Raw genomic sequence first — 17824 nt, forward strand, 5'->3', positions numbered from 1 at the left:
TAAAAAATTATACTAATCTAGAGATAGGAGAGGATTAAGTCTATGAAACCACTTGTTGGTATTATCATGGGAAGTGATTCTGATTTACCAGTAATGAAAGAGGCTGTAAAGATTATGGAAGAGTTTGAAGTGCCTCATGAAATTACAGTTGTATCGGCTCACCGTACTCCACAGCGTTTATATGATTATGCTCAAAAGGCAGAGCAGAAAGGTTTAGAGGTTATTATTGCTGGAGCAGGAGGGGCAGCTCATTTACCAGGGATGGTAGCATCTATTACTAGCCTTCCAGTAATAGGAGTTCCAGTCAAGACATCGACCTTAAGTGGAGTTGATTCATTGTATTCAATCGTTCAGATGCCAGGGGGTGTTCCTGTAGCTACTGTAGCAATTAATGGTGCTAAAAATGCAGGTCTATTGGCTGTTCAAATCTTAGGTGGAGTAGATAAAAAATTGAGAAATAAATATAAAGAATATAAGACTAATATGAGAGAGATGGTTGAAGGTGTAGCTACTAAATTAGAGAATTTAGGTGCTGAGAAGTATTTAGAGGATAAAGAAAATAATAAACATAACGAATATTAAAACATATAGATATTAAATCATTCGTTATTTTGTTGATATAATAGTTTTGATATGTTATTATAGAATCATAGAGAAGTTAAAAACGAATATTCTTGCTCAGTATATATGTAGGGATAGGGCCTACACGTTTCTACCAGACAGCCGTAAACTGTCTGACTACTTGGGGAAGTTTACTTAGGGAACTTTATGCCTAATTATACCTTCTAAAAAGTAGTAGAGGAATAATTAGGTTTTTTTATATAAAAAATTAAAGAGTGAATTATATAGGAGGGATAAGATGATAAGTCGTAGTATTTTTGATAATATTAGCCCTTTAGACCACCGTTATTCAATGAGAAGTGAGGAATTTGAAGAGTATAGCAGATATTTATCAGAGAGAGCAAAGATAAGATACCAATCAGAAGTGGAGTTAGCTTTAGTAAAAGCTTTGGCTAAAAATGGAATCTGCTCTGATGAAGTAGTTAAAGAAGTAGAGCAGGCTATAATTGAGCTTAGTCCAGAGGAAGTTTATGCAGAAGAGAAGAAGACTCGCCATAATATTAGAGCTTTAGTAAACTGTATTCAAAAAAGAGTTAGTGAAGCAGCTAAACCTTATATTCATTTTACAACTACCTCTTTTGATATAGTAGATACAGCTAACTCTTTAAGATATAAGGAGACTGCTGAAAAACTAATCGTACCTACCTTAAAGAAGCTAGAGAAGGTCTTAATGGAGATTGCTTTAAGAGAGAAGGATACAGTTCAAGTTGGTAGAACCCATGGGCAGCATGCGGTACCTGTTACCTTTGGATTTGCAGTAGCGGAGTATGTGAGTCGTTTTGGTAATAAGATTCAGTCAGTAGAAGAGAGTGCAAAGAATTTAAGAGGAAAGATATCTGGAGCGGTAGGTGCTTATAATGCTAGTCATTTATTCTTTGACAACCCTGAAGAGTTCGAAGCTGATGTTTTAGCAGAGTTGGGATTAGAAGCAAGTACTCATTCTACTCAAATTGTAGAACCAGAGTATATCACAGATTTTGTCCATTCTTTAATAGCTTGTTTTGGAGTATTAGCAAGTTTTAGTGATGATATGCGTCATTTACAACGTTCAGAGATCGGTGAGGTTGGTGAACATTTCGGTAAAGATCAGGTTGGTTCTTCAACTATGCCACACAAAAGAAACCCTATCAATTATGAGAATGTTAAGAGTATGTGGAAAGCCTTTATGCCACACATGGTAACAGTTTATCAAGATCAGTTGTCTGAACATCAAAGGGATTTAACTAATTCGGCTTCTAGTAGATTTATACCTGAAATTATAGTAGGTCTATTGTCCTCAGTTAACCGTTTAATCAGAGTATGTGAGAAGTTAGTAGTAGATCATAAAAATATCAAGAAAAACTTCGAAATGAATAAAGAGATGATAGTAGCAGAGCCACTTTATATCTTATTGGCTTCTTATGGTCATCCTGATGCTCATGAAGTGGTACGTAAATTGACTTTAGAATCTCAACAAACAGGTGAGACCTTAAGAGATTTAATTCAAAAAAGTGATGAGTTAAAGCCTTATTGGGAGAAGTTAACTGATAAGCAGGTGGAGCTACTAATCAATCCAGAAAAGTATACTGGTATTGCTTCAGAGAAGGTAGTAAAAGTAGTAGACTACTGGAGTTCAAAGTTAAATATAGATTTAGACTAATAAAAAGTTAGATATGAATTTAAACTAATAAATAGTATTTAAAATCAAAAGTTCGGGAGAGTGTATTTGATGGAAAAATTAGAGATGCTTTATGAAGGAAAGGCTAAGAAGATTTATAGTACAGAAGACACTGATAAGGTGATAGTTGAATATAAAGATGATGCAACGGCTTTTAATGGTGAAAAGAAGGGTCAGATTAGTGAAAAGGGTAAGTTAAATGCTAAGATTTCTACTATCTTCTTTGAATTATTAGAGGAGAAAGGTATTCCAACTCATTTAGTAGAACAACTTAACGAAACTGATGTTTTAACTAAGAAGTTAGATATTATCTTAGTTGAGGTAGTAATGAGAAATATTGCTGCTGGAAGTATAGCTAAGAGGTTAGGATTAGAAGAGGGAACAGAGCTTAAGAAACCAGTTTTGGAGTTCTATTATAAGAGTGATGAATTGGGAGACCCAATGATTAATGAGTATCACATCTATGCAGAGGAATTGGCTACAAAAGAAGAGTTAGATATGATTAAGGATTTAGCTTTTAAGATTAATGAAATATTAGTAGAGTTCTTAGCAGATAAGGGTATAGATTTGGTTGACTTTAAATTAGAGTTCGGTAAAGGTGCGGATGGACAAGTTTATTTAGGTGATGAAATCTCTCCTGATACTTGTCGTTTCTGGGATAGTAAGACTAAGAAGAAATTGGACAAGGACCGATTCCGTAGAGATTTAGGAGAAGTAGAAGGGGCTTACCAAGAGATTTTAAGAAGATTAGAAGCTTAATTATATTAATAATTATATAATTTACCTTTAAATTAAGGAGATGAAGAGGATGGAAAAAGAGTATCCGCTCCAACAAGGAATGCAAATAGATAAGATGGAGGAAGAATGCGGGGTATTTGGAATCTACGATCCTAATGGGAGTAATGATGTAGCTACATTATCTTATTTAGGGTTACATGCCCTTCAACATCGTGGACAAGAGAGTGCAGGTATTTCTGTTAATCATAAAGGAAAGTTTAAGATTCATAAGGGAATGGGTTTAGTTAATAATATCTTTGATGAAGAGATTTTAGCTGGATTATCAGGAGAGATAGCTATTGGTCATGTACGATATTCTACTACAGGGTCAAGCTTATTAGTAAATGCGCAACCTCTATTGACTAATTCAATTAAAGGGGACTTAGCTATTGCTCATAATGGAAATCTAGTTAATAGCTCAGAGATTAGATTGAACTTAGAGAAGCAAGGCTCTATCTTCCACTCCACTTTAGATACAGAGGTTATTGCTCATTTAGTGGCTCGTTCCTTTAAAGATGATATTAATGAAGCATTGATGCATAGCTTACAACAGGTTAAAGGGGCCTATAGTCTGGTTGCTATGACCAAAGATACTTTAGTTGCTGCTCGAGATCCTCATGGTTTTAGACCATTATCACTGGGTAAATTGGGAGATGCCTATGTAGTAGCTTCAGAGACCTGTGCCTTTGATATTATCGGAGCTAAGCTAGTTCGTGATATTAAACCTGGTGAAATGATAATTATCAATAAGGATGGAGTTACTAGTCGTTTTTATAGTGAAGAGAGACCATCTAGATTCTGTATCTTTGAATTTATCTACTTTGCTCGCCCTGATAGTGTAATTGGTGGGCAGAATGTTCATTTAGCTCGTAAAGAGATGGGTCGTCAGTTGGCAAGAGAGATGGATGTAGAGGCTGATATTGTAGTTCCTGTACCAAGCTCAGGTATTTCAGCAGCAATTGGTTTTGCTGAAGAGTCAGGAATTTCTTATGAAAAAGGTATATTAAGAAATAGATATGTAGGAAGAACCTTCATTCAACCTACCCAAGAGATTAGGGATTTAAAGGTTAGGGTTAAACTTAATCCTATTAGGGAGATTGTTGAAGGAAAGAGAGTTGTCCTAATAGATGATTCTATAGTTAGAGGTACTACTAGTAAGCAGATTATCAGAATGATGAGAGAAGCAGGAGCAAGTGAAATTCACTTTGCAATCTCATCCCCTCCTGTAATTGAGTCTTGTTATTACGGATTAGATACCTCTAGACGCCAAGAGCTGATTGCTGCTCATAATAGTATTGAGGAGATTGCTAATTATATCGGAGCAGATTCCTTAACTTATTTGAGTATAGAAGGATTATTAAACTCAATCAAGGCTGAAGACTTTGAGTATTGTACAGCTTGTTTTAATGGTGATTATCCAATTGGTAGAGGGACAGATAAGTATGCATTGGAAGAATAAAGTTGACAGTGGTTTGCACGAAGAGTTTTGCTCTTTAAACTCGTAGGGACAATGTACAGTTTACAGTTAAAAGAGTTAAAAAATAAAAGATTAAGGTATTAGATTATAAGATTTTAAATAGGTTTGAACTTAACTGTAAATTGTCAATTGTATACTGTACATTATAAACTGATAAAACGGGGTGATAAGATGGGATTATCTTATAAAGATGCTGGAGTAGATATAGAAGCTGGAGATGCTGCAGTAAGTAAGATGGGTAAGCATGTTAAGGCTACCTTTGGACCAGAGGTATTGACTGATTTAGGGGGATTTGGTGGTTTATTTGCACCAAATTTAAGTGGTTATGAGGAGCCAGTTTTAGTATCAGGAACCGATGGTGTAGGTACTAAGTTGAAATTGGCATTTATGATGGATAAGCATGATACTGTAGGAATAGATTTGGTAGCTATGTGTGTCAATGATATCTTGGCTCAAGGGGCAAAACCTTTATTCTTTTTAGACTATTTGGCTACTGGTAAATTAGATCCTGATAAGGTTGAGGATATTGTTAAGGGAATTGCAGAAGGATGTAAACAGTCAGGTGCAGCTCTAATCGGTGGAGAGACTGCTGAGATGCCAGACTTTTATAGTGACGGAGAATATGATGCAGGTGGTTTTGTAGTAGGTATCGTTGATAAGCCTAAGGTTATCACAGGTGAGAATATTAAAGCTGGAGATAAAGTAATTGGATTGGCTTCTAATGGTATTCACAGTAACGGTTATTCTTTAGTACGTAAGCTCTTTTTTGAGATAGAAAACTTTAATGTTGATAGTAAGCTAGAAGGCTTAGAGGGGACCTTAGGTGAGGAGTTATTAAAACCTACTAGAATCTATGTTAAACCAGTTCTAGAGTTAATTAGCAAGTATCAAATTAGAGGTATTGCTCATATAACTGGTGGTGGATTAATCGAGAATATCCCTAGAGTCTTACCTGATAATACTAAGGTTGTTTTAGATAGAGATAGTTGGGATGTACCAGAGATATTTAATATCATGCAAAAACTTGGTGAGATAGAAGATAGAGAGATGTGTCGTACCTTCAATATGGGAATCGGTATGGTCTTGGTAGTTCCTGCGCAAGAAGCAGAGGCTGTAATCAAAGAGGCAAATGAGTTAGGTGAGAAGGCTTATTTAATCGGTGAGGTACAAGAAGGAAATAAGGTAGTAGAGATTGATTGACAGTTGGCGGTTAATAGTTAACAGTTAGGAACTAAAGTTTTTACTGTTAGCTGTAAACTCTAAACTGTACACTGGAAAGATTGAGGTGGAGCAGATGTTAAAGATTGGAGTATTGGCTTCGGGACGGGGAAGTAACTTACAATCAATTATAGATAGTATAAAAGCAGGAGAATTAAGGGCTGAAATTAAAGTAGTTATTAGTGATAAAGAAGGGGCTAAGGCTTTAGATAGAGCAGAGAAGTATGATATTGCTAATAAATACGTTAATCCTAAAGCTTATAAGAACAAAGAGAATTTTGAACAGGCAATGATAGATGTCTTAGAAGAGTATGGAGTAGAGTTAGTAGTAATGGCAGGATTTATGAGAATATTGAGTCCGTATTTTGTGAAACAATATAGGAATAGAGTGATGAATATCCATCCTTCTTTACTACCATCATTTACAGGCTTACATGCTCAAAAGCAAGCCTTAGATTATGGTGTTAAGGTAGCTGGTTGTACCGTTCATTTTGCTGATGAAGGGATGGATACAGGTCCAATTATTCTACAGGCAGCGGTACCTGTGAAGGATGATGATACAGAAGAGACATTATCTCAAAGAATTTTAGTAGAAGAGCATCGAATCTATCCAGAAGCGATTAAGTTATTTAGTGAAGGTAGAGTAGAAGTTAAGAACGGAAAGGTAAAAATTAGGAAGTAAGAATAATTTTAGTGTATTAAAGGAATAAATTGATAAAGTGAAGAAATAAATATATTGATATTTAATAACTTTAGATTATGTTAAGGAGTTCGGCAAAATAAGAGTAATTTGAATTATATGTTTTCTTTTAACTGTAAATTGTCAACTTTACACTGTAAACTAAAAAGGGAGTGAGAAGTAATGGCTAAAATTCATCAAGCGTTATTGAGTGTTTCTAACAAAGAGGGGCTTGTCGAGTTTGCTAAAGGGCTACATAAGTTAGGTGTCACTTTAATCTCTACTGGTGGAACTGCTAGAAAGTTAAAGGAAGAGGGGTTACCTGTAATAGGAATTAGTGAGGTGACTAACTTTCCAGAGATGATGGATGGTAGGGTGAAGACTTTACATCCTGCGGTACATGGTGGTATCTTAGCAGTCAGAGATAATGAAGAGCATATGAATCAGATTAAAGCTGAAGGGATTAAGCCGATTGATTTGATTGTCTGTAATCTATATCCTTTTGCTGAGACTATCGCTAAGGAAGGTGTTACTTTAGAGGAAGCTATCGAGAATATCGATATTGGTGGACCTACTATGATTCGTTCTGCTGCTAAGAACTTCAATGATGTAGCAGTAGTTGTTGATCCAAGTGATTATACTGGAATCTTAGAAGAATTAGAAGCTAATGAAGTTGCTTTATCTGTTTATAAGAAGATGGAACTGTCCTATAAGGCCTTCCACCATACAGCACAGTATGACCATTTAATTCAAGACTATTTGGCTAAGCAATTAAAAGATGCCGAAGGCTTACCAGAGGTTATGCTAGATAGATATGAAAAGATTGCTGATTTAAGATATGGAGAGAATCCTCATCAAAAGGCTGCTTTCTATAAAGAGAAAGACCTTACTGAGCCTTCAATTACTACAGCTAAGCAGCATCATGGTAAGGAGTTATCCTTTAACAATATCAATGATACCAATGGTGCTTTGGAGCTAGTAAAAGAGTTTACTGATAAGCCTGCTGTAGCAGTAATCAAGCATGCTAATCCTTGTGGGATGGGAGTTGGAGATACTTTATTAGAAGCTTATGAAAAAGGTTATGCAGGAGACCCATTATCTGCTTATGGTAGTATCGTAGCCCTTAATCGTGAGGTAACAGAAGATGTAGCTAAAGGGATTGCAGGAGAAGGAAAGTTTGTAGAAGTTGTAATTGCTCCTGGTTATACTGATGAAGCTTTAGAGGTTCTTAAAGCTAGATGGAAGAATGTACGAATCTTAGAGACTGGTGACTTATTTATCAATCGTGAGAATGCTGGTTATGATATGAAGAAGGTAACTGGTGGAATGTTAGTTCAAGATAGAGATGTAGTAGAGCTAGATGAGAGTGAGTTAAAAGTAGTTACAGAGACTAAGCCAACTAAAGAGCAGATGAAAGACCTATTATTTGCTTGGAAGGTAGTAAAGCATGTTAAATCTAATGCAATTGTCATGGCAAAGGACGAGATGGTAGTAGGTGTCGGTGCTGGACAGATGAGTCGTGTTGACTCTATGATTATCGCTGGAATGAAGGCTGACGGACGCCAAGAGGGTGGAGTAGTAGCCTCAGATGCCTTCTTCCCATTCCCAGATGCTATCGAAGAAGCTGCTAAGAAGGGAATCAAAGCTGTAATTCAACCAGGTGGTTCTATTAGAGATGAAAAGGTAATTGAAGCTTGTAATAAGCATGGAATTGCGATGGTATTTACAGGTAGAAGACATTTTAAACATTAGAATTTAAGACATATAAAAAGACCAACAAAATTGTTGGTCTTTTTATATGTCTTATTTATTTTGCGATTTGCTTTAAGGGACTATTATATATCTAATGTTGCGAAATAATCAGCAGGTGTTTCTGCTCTACGTATTAATTCAGTTGTCCCATCTTCTTTTAGAAGAACTTCTGCAGAGCGTAGTTTACCATTATAGTTATATCCCATTGCAAAACCATGGGCACCAGTATCATGAATGACTACTAGATCACCTTTATCAATCTTTGGTAGCATACGATCTATTGCGAACTTATCATTATTCTCACATAATCCACCTGTAACATCATACTTGTGGTCATGAGGTTCATTCTCTTTACCCATTACTGTGATATGGTGATATGCACCATACATAGCAGGACGCATTAAATTAGCTGCACAAGCATCTAAGCCGATATAGTTTTTGTGGATATTCTTTTCATGAATTGCAGTAGCCACAAGATGACCGAAAGGTCCAAGCATAAATCTACCTAATTCAGTATAGATAGCTACATCATTCATTCCAGCTGGTACAAGTATCTCTTCATAGGCTTTACGAACTCCTTCACCTATAGCTAAGATATCAGCTGGCTCTTCATCAGGGCGATAAGGGATACCAACACCACCAGATAGATTGATAAAGGAGATATGGGCCCCTGTCTCTTTGTTTAACTTAACAGCAGTTTCAAATAGTATCTTAGCAAGAGCAGGATAGTATTCGTTAGCTACAGTATTACTAGCTAAAAAGGCATGAATCCCAAAGTGCTTAGCACCTTTCTCTTGTAGTATGTTAAATCCTTCTACTAATTGCTCATAAGTAAATCCATACTTTGCTTCAGTAGGATTGTCCATAATATCATTATCACTTTTGAAGTTATTTCCTGGATTATAGCGACAGCTAATTGTTTCTGGAATGCCCGCAATTTCTTCTAGAAATTCAATATGTGTAATATCATCAAGGTTGATAATAGCATCTAGTTTGCTTGCTAACTCAAAATCCTCTTTAGGTGTAACATTTGAGGAGAACATGATATCATCTCCACTAAAACCAACCTGCTCAGACATCATCAGTTCAGTAAGTGAAGAACAGTCTGCTCCACACCTCTCTTCCTTTAGTATCTTTAAGATTGTTGGATTTGGTGTAGCTTTTACAGCAAAGTACTCTTTGAATCCTTCATTCCAAGCAAAAGCTTGATGTAGCTTTCGTGCATTCTCTCTAATACCTTTCTCATCATATAGATGAAAAGGAGTAGGATACTCTTTAGTTATCTCTTTTAATTGTTCTAAATTTACAAAGGGCTTTTTCACTTTAATCATCCTTTCTATTAGTTAATTCTATAAGTTTGATCTCATTTTTTAGTGATTCTTTAAATAAATTTACTAAATTCTGTTTCTTTGAATATAAACAGGTGGAGTTATTCTCATCTATAATTTCTCCTGTTAGTACCTTGGTTGAATCGACAATAAGCCTAATTTGGAACTCTTCTCTTTTGGCATAATAAATCACTGCACCTTCTAGCTGAAGTGGTCTTTCACTTATTATCACAACTTTAAGCCCTTTTGAGATAGATTCTTTTAAATAGGGCAGTATTATCTCCATAACCTCATTAGATAAAGATATATAAATACGTTCTTTAGCTTTGCTGATCATATTCTTTATCTTATCTAATATATTTATTTTGCCCTTTACAGTGATATAGCCATTATTCTCTTCTTGGCGTTTAGGCATATTCTCTATCAATTTAACTTTTAGTTCTTTCATCTGTCTAATCTTATTATTACAGAACTCATCAATAGGTACAGGGGTATATTTTTTTGCTTTATCTTCGATTAGATAAGCAGCTCCCTTTTCAACTAGACTGGCTAAGTTGGTATATACATTTGAACGTGAGATTCCTGTCTCTTTAGCTACCTCATAACCTGTCATAGCACCATTGATAGTTAGTGAGATATAAATAGTTGCCTCTTGCCTTGTAAGATTAAAATATGTAAGTAATTCTTGTATATCCATAAAAAAAAGCTCCTAACTACTAAATTAGATATCAATTATTTATATAGTGTTTCTTTATAAGAACACTATATATCATTTGTTGAATTATGTCAATAGGAATTTGGGGTGTGATGGTATTTATAGCTAGAAGAATCTCTAAATATTAGAATAAATTTAAAAAGATTAAAGACTATTACGGGAAAAAGCTGATAAGCTTTCCCGTAATAATCTTTTAATAAATTTATTTGAAAATTTGTTTGCTTTACAAGAAATTACTGCGATAAAAAAAGGACTTGGAAACTTCCAAGTCCTTTTTCTATTACTTAGACTGCTCAATATATTGATCAAAGGTCATCATTTTATCCACTAAGCCATCACCTTTAATCTCAATCACTCTATTAGCGATAGATTCAATAAACTGATGATCATGAGAAGAAAATAAAACATTACCCTTAAAATCAATCAATCCATTATTTAATGCTGTAATTGACTCAAGGTCTAAATGGTTAGTAGGTTGATCAAGGATTAAAACATTAGCACCTGAGAGCATCATCTTAGAAAGCATACAACGGACTTTCTCCCCTCCAGATAATACATTGGCTGGTTTTAAAGCCTCTTCTCCACTAAATAACATCCTTCCTAAAAAGCTGCGTAAGAAGTTCTCTGTCTTGTCCTCAGAAAATTGAGCTAACCACTTTATTAAACTTAAATTACAATCATTAAAATATTTAGAATTATCTTTAGGGAAATATGATTGTGAGGTAGTGATACCCCATTGTACTGTACCACTATCAGCTTCCAGCTCTCCTGCTAATATTTCAAATAAAGTGCTAATAGCAAGCTCATTTTCACCTAAAAAGACGACTTTATCCTCTTTATTTATCCTGAAAGTAATATTATCAAGGACTTTCTCTCCATCGATAGTCTTAGAAAGGTTTTCGACATAAAGTACCTCATTACCAACCTCTCTATCTGCTTTAAATCCTACAAAAGGATACTTTCTTGAAGAGGCAGGCATCTCTTCTATAGATATTTTTTCCAATAACTTTCTTCGAGAGGTAGCTTGCTTAGATTTTGATTTATTAGCAGAGAAGCGAGCTATAAACTCTTGTAACTCTTTAACCTTGGCTTCTTTCTTCTGATTCTCTTTCTTAGTTAACTGCTGCATTAACTTACTAGATTCATACCAGAAGTCATAATTTCCTACATATAATTTGATTTTCTTATAGTCAATATCGACAATATGAGTACAGACAGTATTTAAGAAATGTCTGTCATGGGAGACTACAATCACTATATTTGGGAAATTAAGTAAGAATTCTTCAAGCCAATTAACTGAAGCAATATCTAAGTTATTAGTAGGCTCATCCAATAACAGTATATCTGGTTCACCAAATAAAGCTTGAGCCAGTAAGACCTTTACCTTATCTCCACCATCTAACTCCTTCATCTTTAAAGTGTGTAAGTCTACCTTAATTCCAAGTCCTTGAAGTAGTTGAGCAGCTTCTGGCTCAGCATTCCACCCATTTAACTCTGCAAACTCTGCCTCCAACTCAGAAGCCTTTACTCCATCTTCATCACTAAAGTCTGCTTTAGCATAGATAGCATCTTTTTCTTTTATAATCTCATATAATTTTTCATTTCCCATTATAACAGTCTCTAAAACTTGATATTCATCATATTGATAATGGTCTTGTTTTAAAACTGAAATTCTCTTCTTAGGAGGAATAATTACTTCTCCTGTAGTAGTATCGATCTTTCCAGCTAATATTTTTAAAAAAGTAGATTTACCAGCGCCATTAGCACCAATAATTCCATAACAGTTACCTGGGGTAAACTTCAGGTTGACATCACTAAATAATTTACTTGAACTGAATTGAACACTAACATTATTAACTGTAATCATAATTTTCTCCTTTTAAATTAAAATTTTATTCTTCAATTATAACATAGATTGCTAAATAATAATATGATATAAATTGTAGATACTACTCTAATACTTTTGCAGAAAAAAGCATATGTTTGATATACTATAGAGGTGTAACTTTAAAATTTAATATATTAAAAGCCCAGTAAAGTAAAGGGATATCCTGATTACTTTTTAAATAAGTAGAATTCACATTTGTTATTAGGGTTATATACCTTATTAAAAGATAACTATTATCAGTAATGTTTGATTAAAGTGGAGAGGTTAGATATAATGCAAATACATCAGGAAGAGTATCTTTTACAGTTTATATATAATTTTCTTTAACTTGTTAGAGTAAAGGAGTGAGAAGGGTGTTTAATTTCAAAGAGTTAGATTTAACAAAAAAACAGAAGTATTTTATTATTACTTTTTTAGTTGGATTTTTATTTAAATATAATTATGTTCTGCTACGTATCTTCAATGTTCCTTCTATCACTGGAATCATTTTTAAAAATATATTCTTTATATTGTTGATTGGTTATTTTCTAGTCCCTTTAGTGAAAGTGAAGAGGGGTAGAGTTTCCTTATTAGTAATATCAATACTATTCTCTATCTTGTGTGTTGCTAATCTCTGGTATAATAGACATTTTGGTGATTATTTAAGTTTTATTGATGTAACTACTAGTGAGGGAGTTGGTTCACCTACGGTTCTTTTTAGACATATTATTAAGGCTTGGGATATTTTTTTCATTGTGGATGTTATCTTATTATTAATTTTAATTATTAAGGATAAAGGTAATAAAGGTCAATCTAGCATAGCAAGTTTATTTACTATGGGAAAGATGAGGAAAAGAACTGTAGTTATAGTATTATTATTGATTACTCAAATTTTTGTAACCAATTTATTATTGGGTAATGAAGGACCATCAGAGCTATATAGTACAAGCAGTGCAGCTTTTGTTAATGTTTATGGATTGCTTCCCCTGTATTTTTATGAATTTCATACATCTACTTATGCGGCATATCTAAATATAGTCAATAAAGAGGTTACTCTTCCTATTGAATTAGAAGATAAAATTAATGATAAGAATCTAATAGATAATAAAAGTAATATAATTATAATTCAAATGGAATCCTTAGATGAGAAGGTAATTGGTTATAAACATAATAATCAGGAGTTGACCCCTTTCTTAAATAAATTGAAGGATAAGAGTCTTTATGCTGAAAACTTTTATTCACAGCATGTAAATGGTAGCTTTGATGCCGATTTTTCCTTTCTAACTTCTATGTATCCAATCAATAGGAATTATTCCTTTAAGGAAGATGATATGACCAAGTTTGAATCTATAGTCAAGGTTTTAAAGAAAAAAGGGTATCAAACAATGGCCTTTCACGGGAATGATAAAAAGTTCTTTCATCGCTACAAGGCTTTTCCCAGTCTAGGTTTTGATAAATTTTATAGTAGAGAAGATTTTTCAAGTGAAGATAGAATCATGGATTTGAAGGAGTCTTATTTAGGGATAAATGATTATGATTTCTTTAATCAATCCTTACATTATTTGGAGCAAGCCGATAAGCCCTTTTTTGCTTATATGATTACAGTAAGCAGTCATACTCCCTTTACCTTTTATCCTGACAGTGAGCTTAAAGAGGAGTATAGCGATATTGAAAACCCATTAGTACATGACTATTTCCAGTCGGTCTCTTTTTTAGATAAGTCATTGGAGATGTTTTTTGATAAATTGGAACAGAGGGGATTGGCAGAGAATACTTTATTTATTATATATGCAGATCATGAAGCAGGAATTGATGAGAAAGAGTATTCTTCTAGTGAAGACTTTGTAGTTGATAGAAACATCAATCAGCCTGAGCATATTCCTCTTTTTATTAAGCATCGAGATATTAAAGCTGGTATTATTGAGAAGACAGGTACAACAACTGATATTGCTCCAACTATCTTAGATATAATGGGGATAGAGCAGAAGCCTAAGGAATTTATTGGTTCTTCTCTACTACTAGGAGAAGAGGAGTCAGTGCCTTTTATACATGAGTTACCTCAAGTTTTATATAAAGAACATATATTTATAAAAGATATTAAAGGATTAGAAAGAGTTGGTTATCTTAAGGATAGAAAAGAAGAAGGTGTAGAATTAACTGAGAAAGAGAAGAATCGTATTTTAAAGATTATTGATTATATGAAAGTAATTATGCTAAAGAGGAGGGTTGATACAAAGAAATAAATTTAGTTTTATTAGAGGATATATTATAAATATGTAAAGATAAAGTTGATTATATCTCTATAGTTAATAATTAATTTTAAAATAATATTTCAATTTAGGAGGTATTTTTGTGAAATTAGTTATTAGAATAGGATGTATCCTCTTATTAATTGTTTTATTTTCTGGTGCTTATTATATAATCAATCCATCTTTAGAAGGGGAAGAGATAGCATTTAAGATTGGTATACCTTATCCAGCTGTAATTGCCCATAGAGGATTATTTGTTCTTCTCTATACTATCAACCGATTGTGGCAATTTAAAATATTAGCCTATTTTCAGTCTAGTGGTTATATTACTGATAGACCAGAAGTATTATTAGAATTTTTAGATAAAATTCCTGACTTATCAAAAATAGAAGATATTTTAGATGATTAAATTAAGGAGGTAATCAAATGAATGGAAAAAATCGAAAGGATATTAAAGCAGGATTGAAGGTTTCAATCGTACAGAAGCAAGACCAGCGTTCAGGGAAGTTAACGGAAGGTGTTGTTAAGGATATTCTGACCAATTCTTCTACTCATCCCCATGGAATTAAGGTACGCCTTGAAAGTGGTAAGATTGGTAGAGTACAGGCTATTCATAATTGAAGTTTTATACATTTGAGGGAAGAAGATGATGAATAGAGCAATTATTATGATTATATTTACAGGACTAGTTACCTATTTGGCAAGGGTTATTCCATTATTATTATATAGGGGTAAAGAGCCATCAAAATTTGTCCGTTCTTTTTTAGAGTATATACCTTATTCTGCATTGGCTGCAATCTTATTTCCTGAGATATTGTATTCAACAGATTCTATGCTTACAGCAGCTTTAGGAGGAAGTTGTGCTACAATTTTGATTATAAAAAAACAGAATATGATTATTACAGTAGCTGGAACTATATTATTGGTTTATATTCTTAATTTATCTATTTGAGAGGATGGTTGTAGTGGGGCTAAATGAATTGATAAGAAGAAGGGTAGAGAAACTATTAGGGGATTACTGTGAGAATCGTATCCCAATACATGTTAGAACTAAGCTCAAGTTAGGATATGGGATAAGAGGTAATAGTGTAACTTTATTTGAGGAGCGAAAAAGCTATCAAGGTGATGAATGGATAAAAAATAAGATTGCTCAATTTAGATATAATCAAGATGATAATAAGTGGGCTCTATATTGGTGGAGGCATACAGGAAGATGGTATAGATATGAAGATGTAAAGCCAAACTCTAACTTTGAAGTTCTGCTAGAGGAAGTGGAAAAAGACCCTCTTTGTATATTTTGGGGATAATGAAATTCTAGTACAATTTATATTAGTTAGATACTGTAAAAAGGAAGGCTGTTAATTATTAACAGCCTTCCTTTTTAAATTAATTTAAAAACTAGTACCAACCTTAAAGGTAAATTCATCCTTATGACCAGAATCCCCTTCTGGTGCATAACCATAGTCAAAGCCTAATTCTGCTCCCAAAACAGGAACAAAGAATCTAATTCCAGCTCCAACAGAATAATTTAAGTTATTTAAACTGAATTTATTATCTTCAAAAGTACGACCTATATCAGTAAATAAAACACCTTTAACTGCTTTATATAAGTCTCTTCTATACTCTATACTAGTAAGAAAGATAGAATCTCCTTTAAATCCATCTGTACCTCCATAATAGCTACTATCATAACCACGAACCCCATCAAGGAGACCAGGCTTTAATTTATAACTTTTATAACTTGGTAATTCTCCATCACTAGCACCCAACTTCATTCTAAAAGCCCAGCTACCTTTTTCACCTGCTTTATAGTAGTTTCTTAGATCTAAATGGCTTTTAAGGAAATCATTATCCCCATTAAAACCTGCTTTTTCAATTCTAAATTCTTGTCTACTCCCTGATTTAGGGTGAAGATAATTGTCTCTAAGGTCTCTAATGGTAGTTAGTGCTATACTTCGAGTATTTTCATAAGGTTTACCACCTTCTTTGGTCTTATCATAGTGAAGATTTAAATATCCTCTTATATTCTCAGCTAATTCTTTACCAAATTGAATATCTCCACCCTTTTCTTTAACATCTCTCTCTACTCTAGTACTGCTACCTATATCATCTAAACCACCTATATTACTACTAGTAGTTTCTTCTGTCATTTGGTGGTATAGGTTAATATTAAAGCTGGTCTTGCTTTCAAAAATCCAAGGATCATAAAAATTGATATTATAATCAGTAACATCACTTCCACCCTCAAAATCTAAGGTTAATTTCTGTCCTCTACCAAAAATATTATGTTTTTCTAACATAATATTACCTACAGCACTGCCTTCTGCAGAATCTTTTATTCCAAATACTGTTCTTCCATTTATAGGTTTATTTAGATTCAATTTAACATCTATTGCTTGAGGGTCACCTGGAACCTGTTCAAACTCAGGTTTTATCTCTTCAAAATATTTCAAGCTTTGGAGTTTTGAAATATCCTTTCTAACATCATTAATATTAAAGGGTTTTTCTTCTTCCATAGATAGTTGCCTTCTAATTACATAATCTTTCGTATTATCTTCAGGATTGATTATAATTTCATTTAATCTACCTTCATCAACAATTATATTTAATTGATTTCCTTCCATCTTGACATCAATTACTCTAGCTAAAACAAAACCTTGATCATAATAATATTGGTTTATACTATCTCTATCATTATCTAGCTCATTAAAGTTTAAAATTTGACCACTCTTAACTGTTAAAAGTTCTGTTAATTCATCATTACTGATTTCCTTATTCCCTTTAATAGTTACTTTAGATAAGACAGGGTTCTCTTCTACCTCAAAAATTATCTGTATCCCACCCTTATAATTTTTAAAAAGTATCTGAATATTAGTGAAGTAACCCAAATTATAGATAGCTTTCATATCTTCTCGTAATTGTTCATTAGAAATTTCATCTCCTACTTTGGTTGTTACCTGTTGTAGAATCGTTTGCATTTTGATGAGTTCATTTCCTGACACTGTAATATCTGTAATAGTATTATAGTTTATACTATTAGCCATTACTTGATTGGCATTGATTATAATTATAGATATTAATATAATTATAATTCCAATTTTTCTAAACATTATATACCCCCTTAATTATTTTCTTTGCTATAACAATGTAATTTTATATTATACTACTTATAATTAGATGGGCATCTTTACTCATCTCTTGCTTATTAAAATCATTAATTTAGAGCTTTGATTTAATACTTAATTATTAATCTACTAACATAATTAATTCTAGATTTAATTGCTTCTACCTGCTCATGGATTAAATAAGCTCTGTTACTTTGCTGGTAAACAAAGTAATTTAAGTATTTAAACTGCTTCTCTTTATATATTTTAACGTCTGATTTTAAGGATGGCAAATAATTGATTTAGTAATTTATAAATTTGGTATTAAGAGCTAAAAGATATAATAGTGATAATTTTTTTATTTTTAGATAATTATTATA

16 protein-coding genes and 1 riboswitch are annotated in these 17824 nt (G+C 33.2%); of the genes, 12 read left to right on the top strand and 4 right to left on the bottom strand.

Going from position 1 to position 17824, the window contains the following annotated elements; translation table 11 throughout:
• The first annotated feature begins 42 nt into the window (after positions 1-42).
• The 7 genes from purE (at position 43) to purH (ending at position 8181) form a co-directional block, all read left to right on the top strand.
• Positions 43-582: a 5-(carboxyamino)imidazole ribonucleotide mutase gene (gene purE, locus U472_RS00960; protein WP_068714602.1), complete on the top strand. Its 540-nt coding sequence runs from the start codon at positions 43-45 to the stop codon at positions 580-582.
• Positions 583-659: 77 nt separating this feature from the next.
• Positions 660-761: riboswitch (purine riboswitch) on the top strand.
• A gap of 98 nt (positions 762-859) precedes the next feature.
• The gene (gene purB, locus U472_RS00965; protein WP_068714604.1) at positions 860-2260 is read left to right on the top strand and encodes an adenylosuccinate lyase; all 1401 of its coding nucleotides are present in this window, start codon (positions 860-862) and stop codon (positions 2258-2260) included.
• A 69-nt stretch (positions 2261-2329) separates the two neighbouring features.
• The gene (gene purC / locus U472_RS00970) at positions 2330-3037 is read left to right on the top strand and encodes a phosphoribosylaminoimidazolesuccinocarboxamide synthase (RefSeq protein WP_068714606.1); all 708 of its coding nucleotides are present in this window, start codon (positions 2330-2332) and stop codon (positions 3035-3037) included.
• A gap of 49 nt (positions 3038-3086) precedes the next feature.
• Positions 3087-4514: an amidophosphoribosyltransferase gene (gene purF, locus U472_RS00975; protein WP_068714608.1), complete on the top strand. Its 1428-nt coding sequence runs from the start codon at positions 3087-3089 to the stop codon at positions 4512-4514.
• A 189-nt stretch (positions 4515-4703) separates the two neighbouring features.
• Entirely contained in the window at positions 4704-5732 is a 1029-nt protein-coding gene (purM, locus tag U472_RS00980; RefSeq protein WP_068714610.1) for a phosphoribosylformylglycinamidine cyclo-ligase, read from the top strand.
• A 94-nt stretch (positions 5733-5826) separates the two neighbouring features.
• Positions 5827-6432 (top strand): phosphoribosylglycinamide formyltransferase, encoded by a 606-nt coding sequence (purN, locus tag U472_RS00985; protein WP_068714612.1) that lies wholly within the window; start codon positions 5827-5829, stop codon positions 6430-6432.
• A 180-nt stretch (positions 6433-6612) separates the two neighbouring features.
• On the top strand, positions 6613-8181 hold the full coding sequence (purH, locus tag U472_RS00990) for a bifunctional phosphoribosylaminoimidazolecarboxamide formyltransferase/IMP cyclohydrolase (RefSeq protein ID WP_068714614.1): 1569 nt from the start codon (positions 6613-6615) through the stop codon (positions 8179-8181).
• Between the two features lie 83 nt (positions 8182-8264).
• Here purH and U472_RS00995 read toward each other — a convergent pair whose 3' ends face one another.
• From U472_RS00995 to U472_RS01005, 3 genes are all read right to left on the bottom strand, one after another.
• A complete protein-coding gene (locus tag U472_RS00995; RefSeq protein ID WP_068714616.1) occupies positions 8265-9512 on the bottom strand; it encodes a diaminopimelate decarboxylase in 1248 nt (415 codons plus the stop codon).
• On the bottom strand, positions 9505-10206 hold the full coding sequence (locus U472_RS01000) for a TrmB family transcriptional regulator (RefSeq protein ID WP_068714618.1): 702 nt from the start codon (positions 10204-10206) through the stop codon (positions 9505-9507). Before U472_RS01000 ends, U472_RS00995 begins: the two co-directional genes overlap by 8 nt.
• Before the next feature lie 298 nt (positions 10207-10504).
• Positions 10505-12091, bottom strand: coding sequence for an ABC-F family ATP-binding cassette domain-containing protein (locus tag U472_RS01005; protein WP_068714620.1), 1587 nt, complete (start codon positions 12089-12091; stop codon positions 10505-10507).
• Positions 12092-12465: 374 nt separating this feature from the next.
• On the opposite strand from U472_RS01005, the gene U472_RS01010 reads away from it, so the two are divergent.
• From U472_RS01010 to U472_RS01030, 5 genes are all read left to right on the top strand, one after another.
• Positions 12466-14334 carry an LTA synthase family protein gene (locus tag U472_RS01010; RefSeq protein WP_068714622.1) on the top strand — a complete coding sequence of 623 codons (1869 nt, stop codon included), beginning with the start codon at positions 12466-12468 and terminating at the stop codon, positions 14332-14334.
• 109 nt (positions 14335-14443) lie between these two features.
• Positions 14444-14749, top strand: a complete 306-nt coding sequence (locus U472_RS01015) for a hypothetical protein (protein WP_068714626.1) — start codon at positions 14444-14446, stop codon at positions 14747-14749.
• A gap of 17 nt (positions 14750-14766) precedes the next feature.
• Entirely contained in the window at positions 14767-14961 is a 195-nt protein-coding gene (locus tag U472_RS01020; RefSeq protein WP_068714628.1) for a YwbE family protein, read from the top strand.
• 25 nt (positions 14962-14986) lie between these two features.
• On the top strand, positions 14987-15292 hold the full coding sequence (locus U472_RS01025) for an AzlD domain-containing protein (RefSeq protein ID WP_083189680.1): 306 nt from the start codon (positions 14987-14989) through the stop codon (positions 15290-15292).
• 13 nt (positions 15293-15305) lie between these two features.
• Positions 15306-15647, top strand: a complete 342-nt coding sequence (locus U472_RS01030) for a DUF3024 domain-containing protein (protein ID WP_068714631.1) — start codon at positions 15306-15308, stop codon at positions 15645-15647.
• Between the two features lie 84 nt (positions 15648-15731).
• On the opposite strand, the gene U472_RS01035 is transcribed toward U472_RS01030, so the two are convergent.
• Positions 15732-17450 carry a BamA/OMP85 family outer membrane protein gene (locus U472_RS01035; protein ID WP_068714633.1) on the bottom strand — a complete coding sequence of 573 codons (1719 nt, stop codon included), beginning with the start codon at positions 17448-17450 and terminating at the stop codon, positions 15732-15734.
• Positions 17451-17824 lie beyond the last annotated feature (374 nt).

The organism is Orenia metallireducens (genome assembly GCF_001693735.1).
GTDB lineage: Bacteria > Bacillota > Halanaerobiia > Halobacteroidales > Halobacteroidaceae > Orenia > Orenia metallireducens.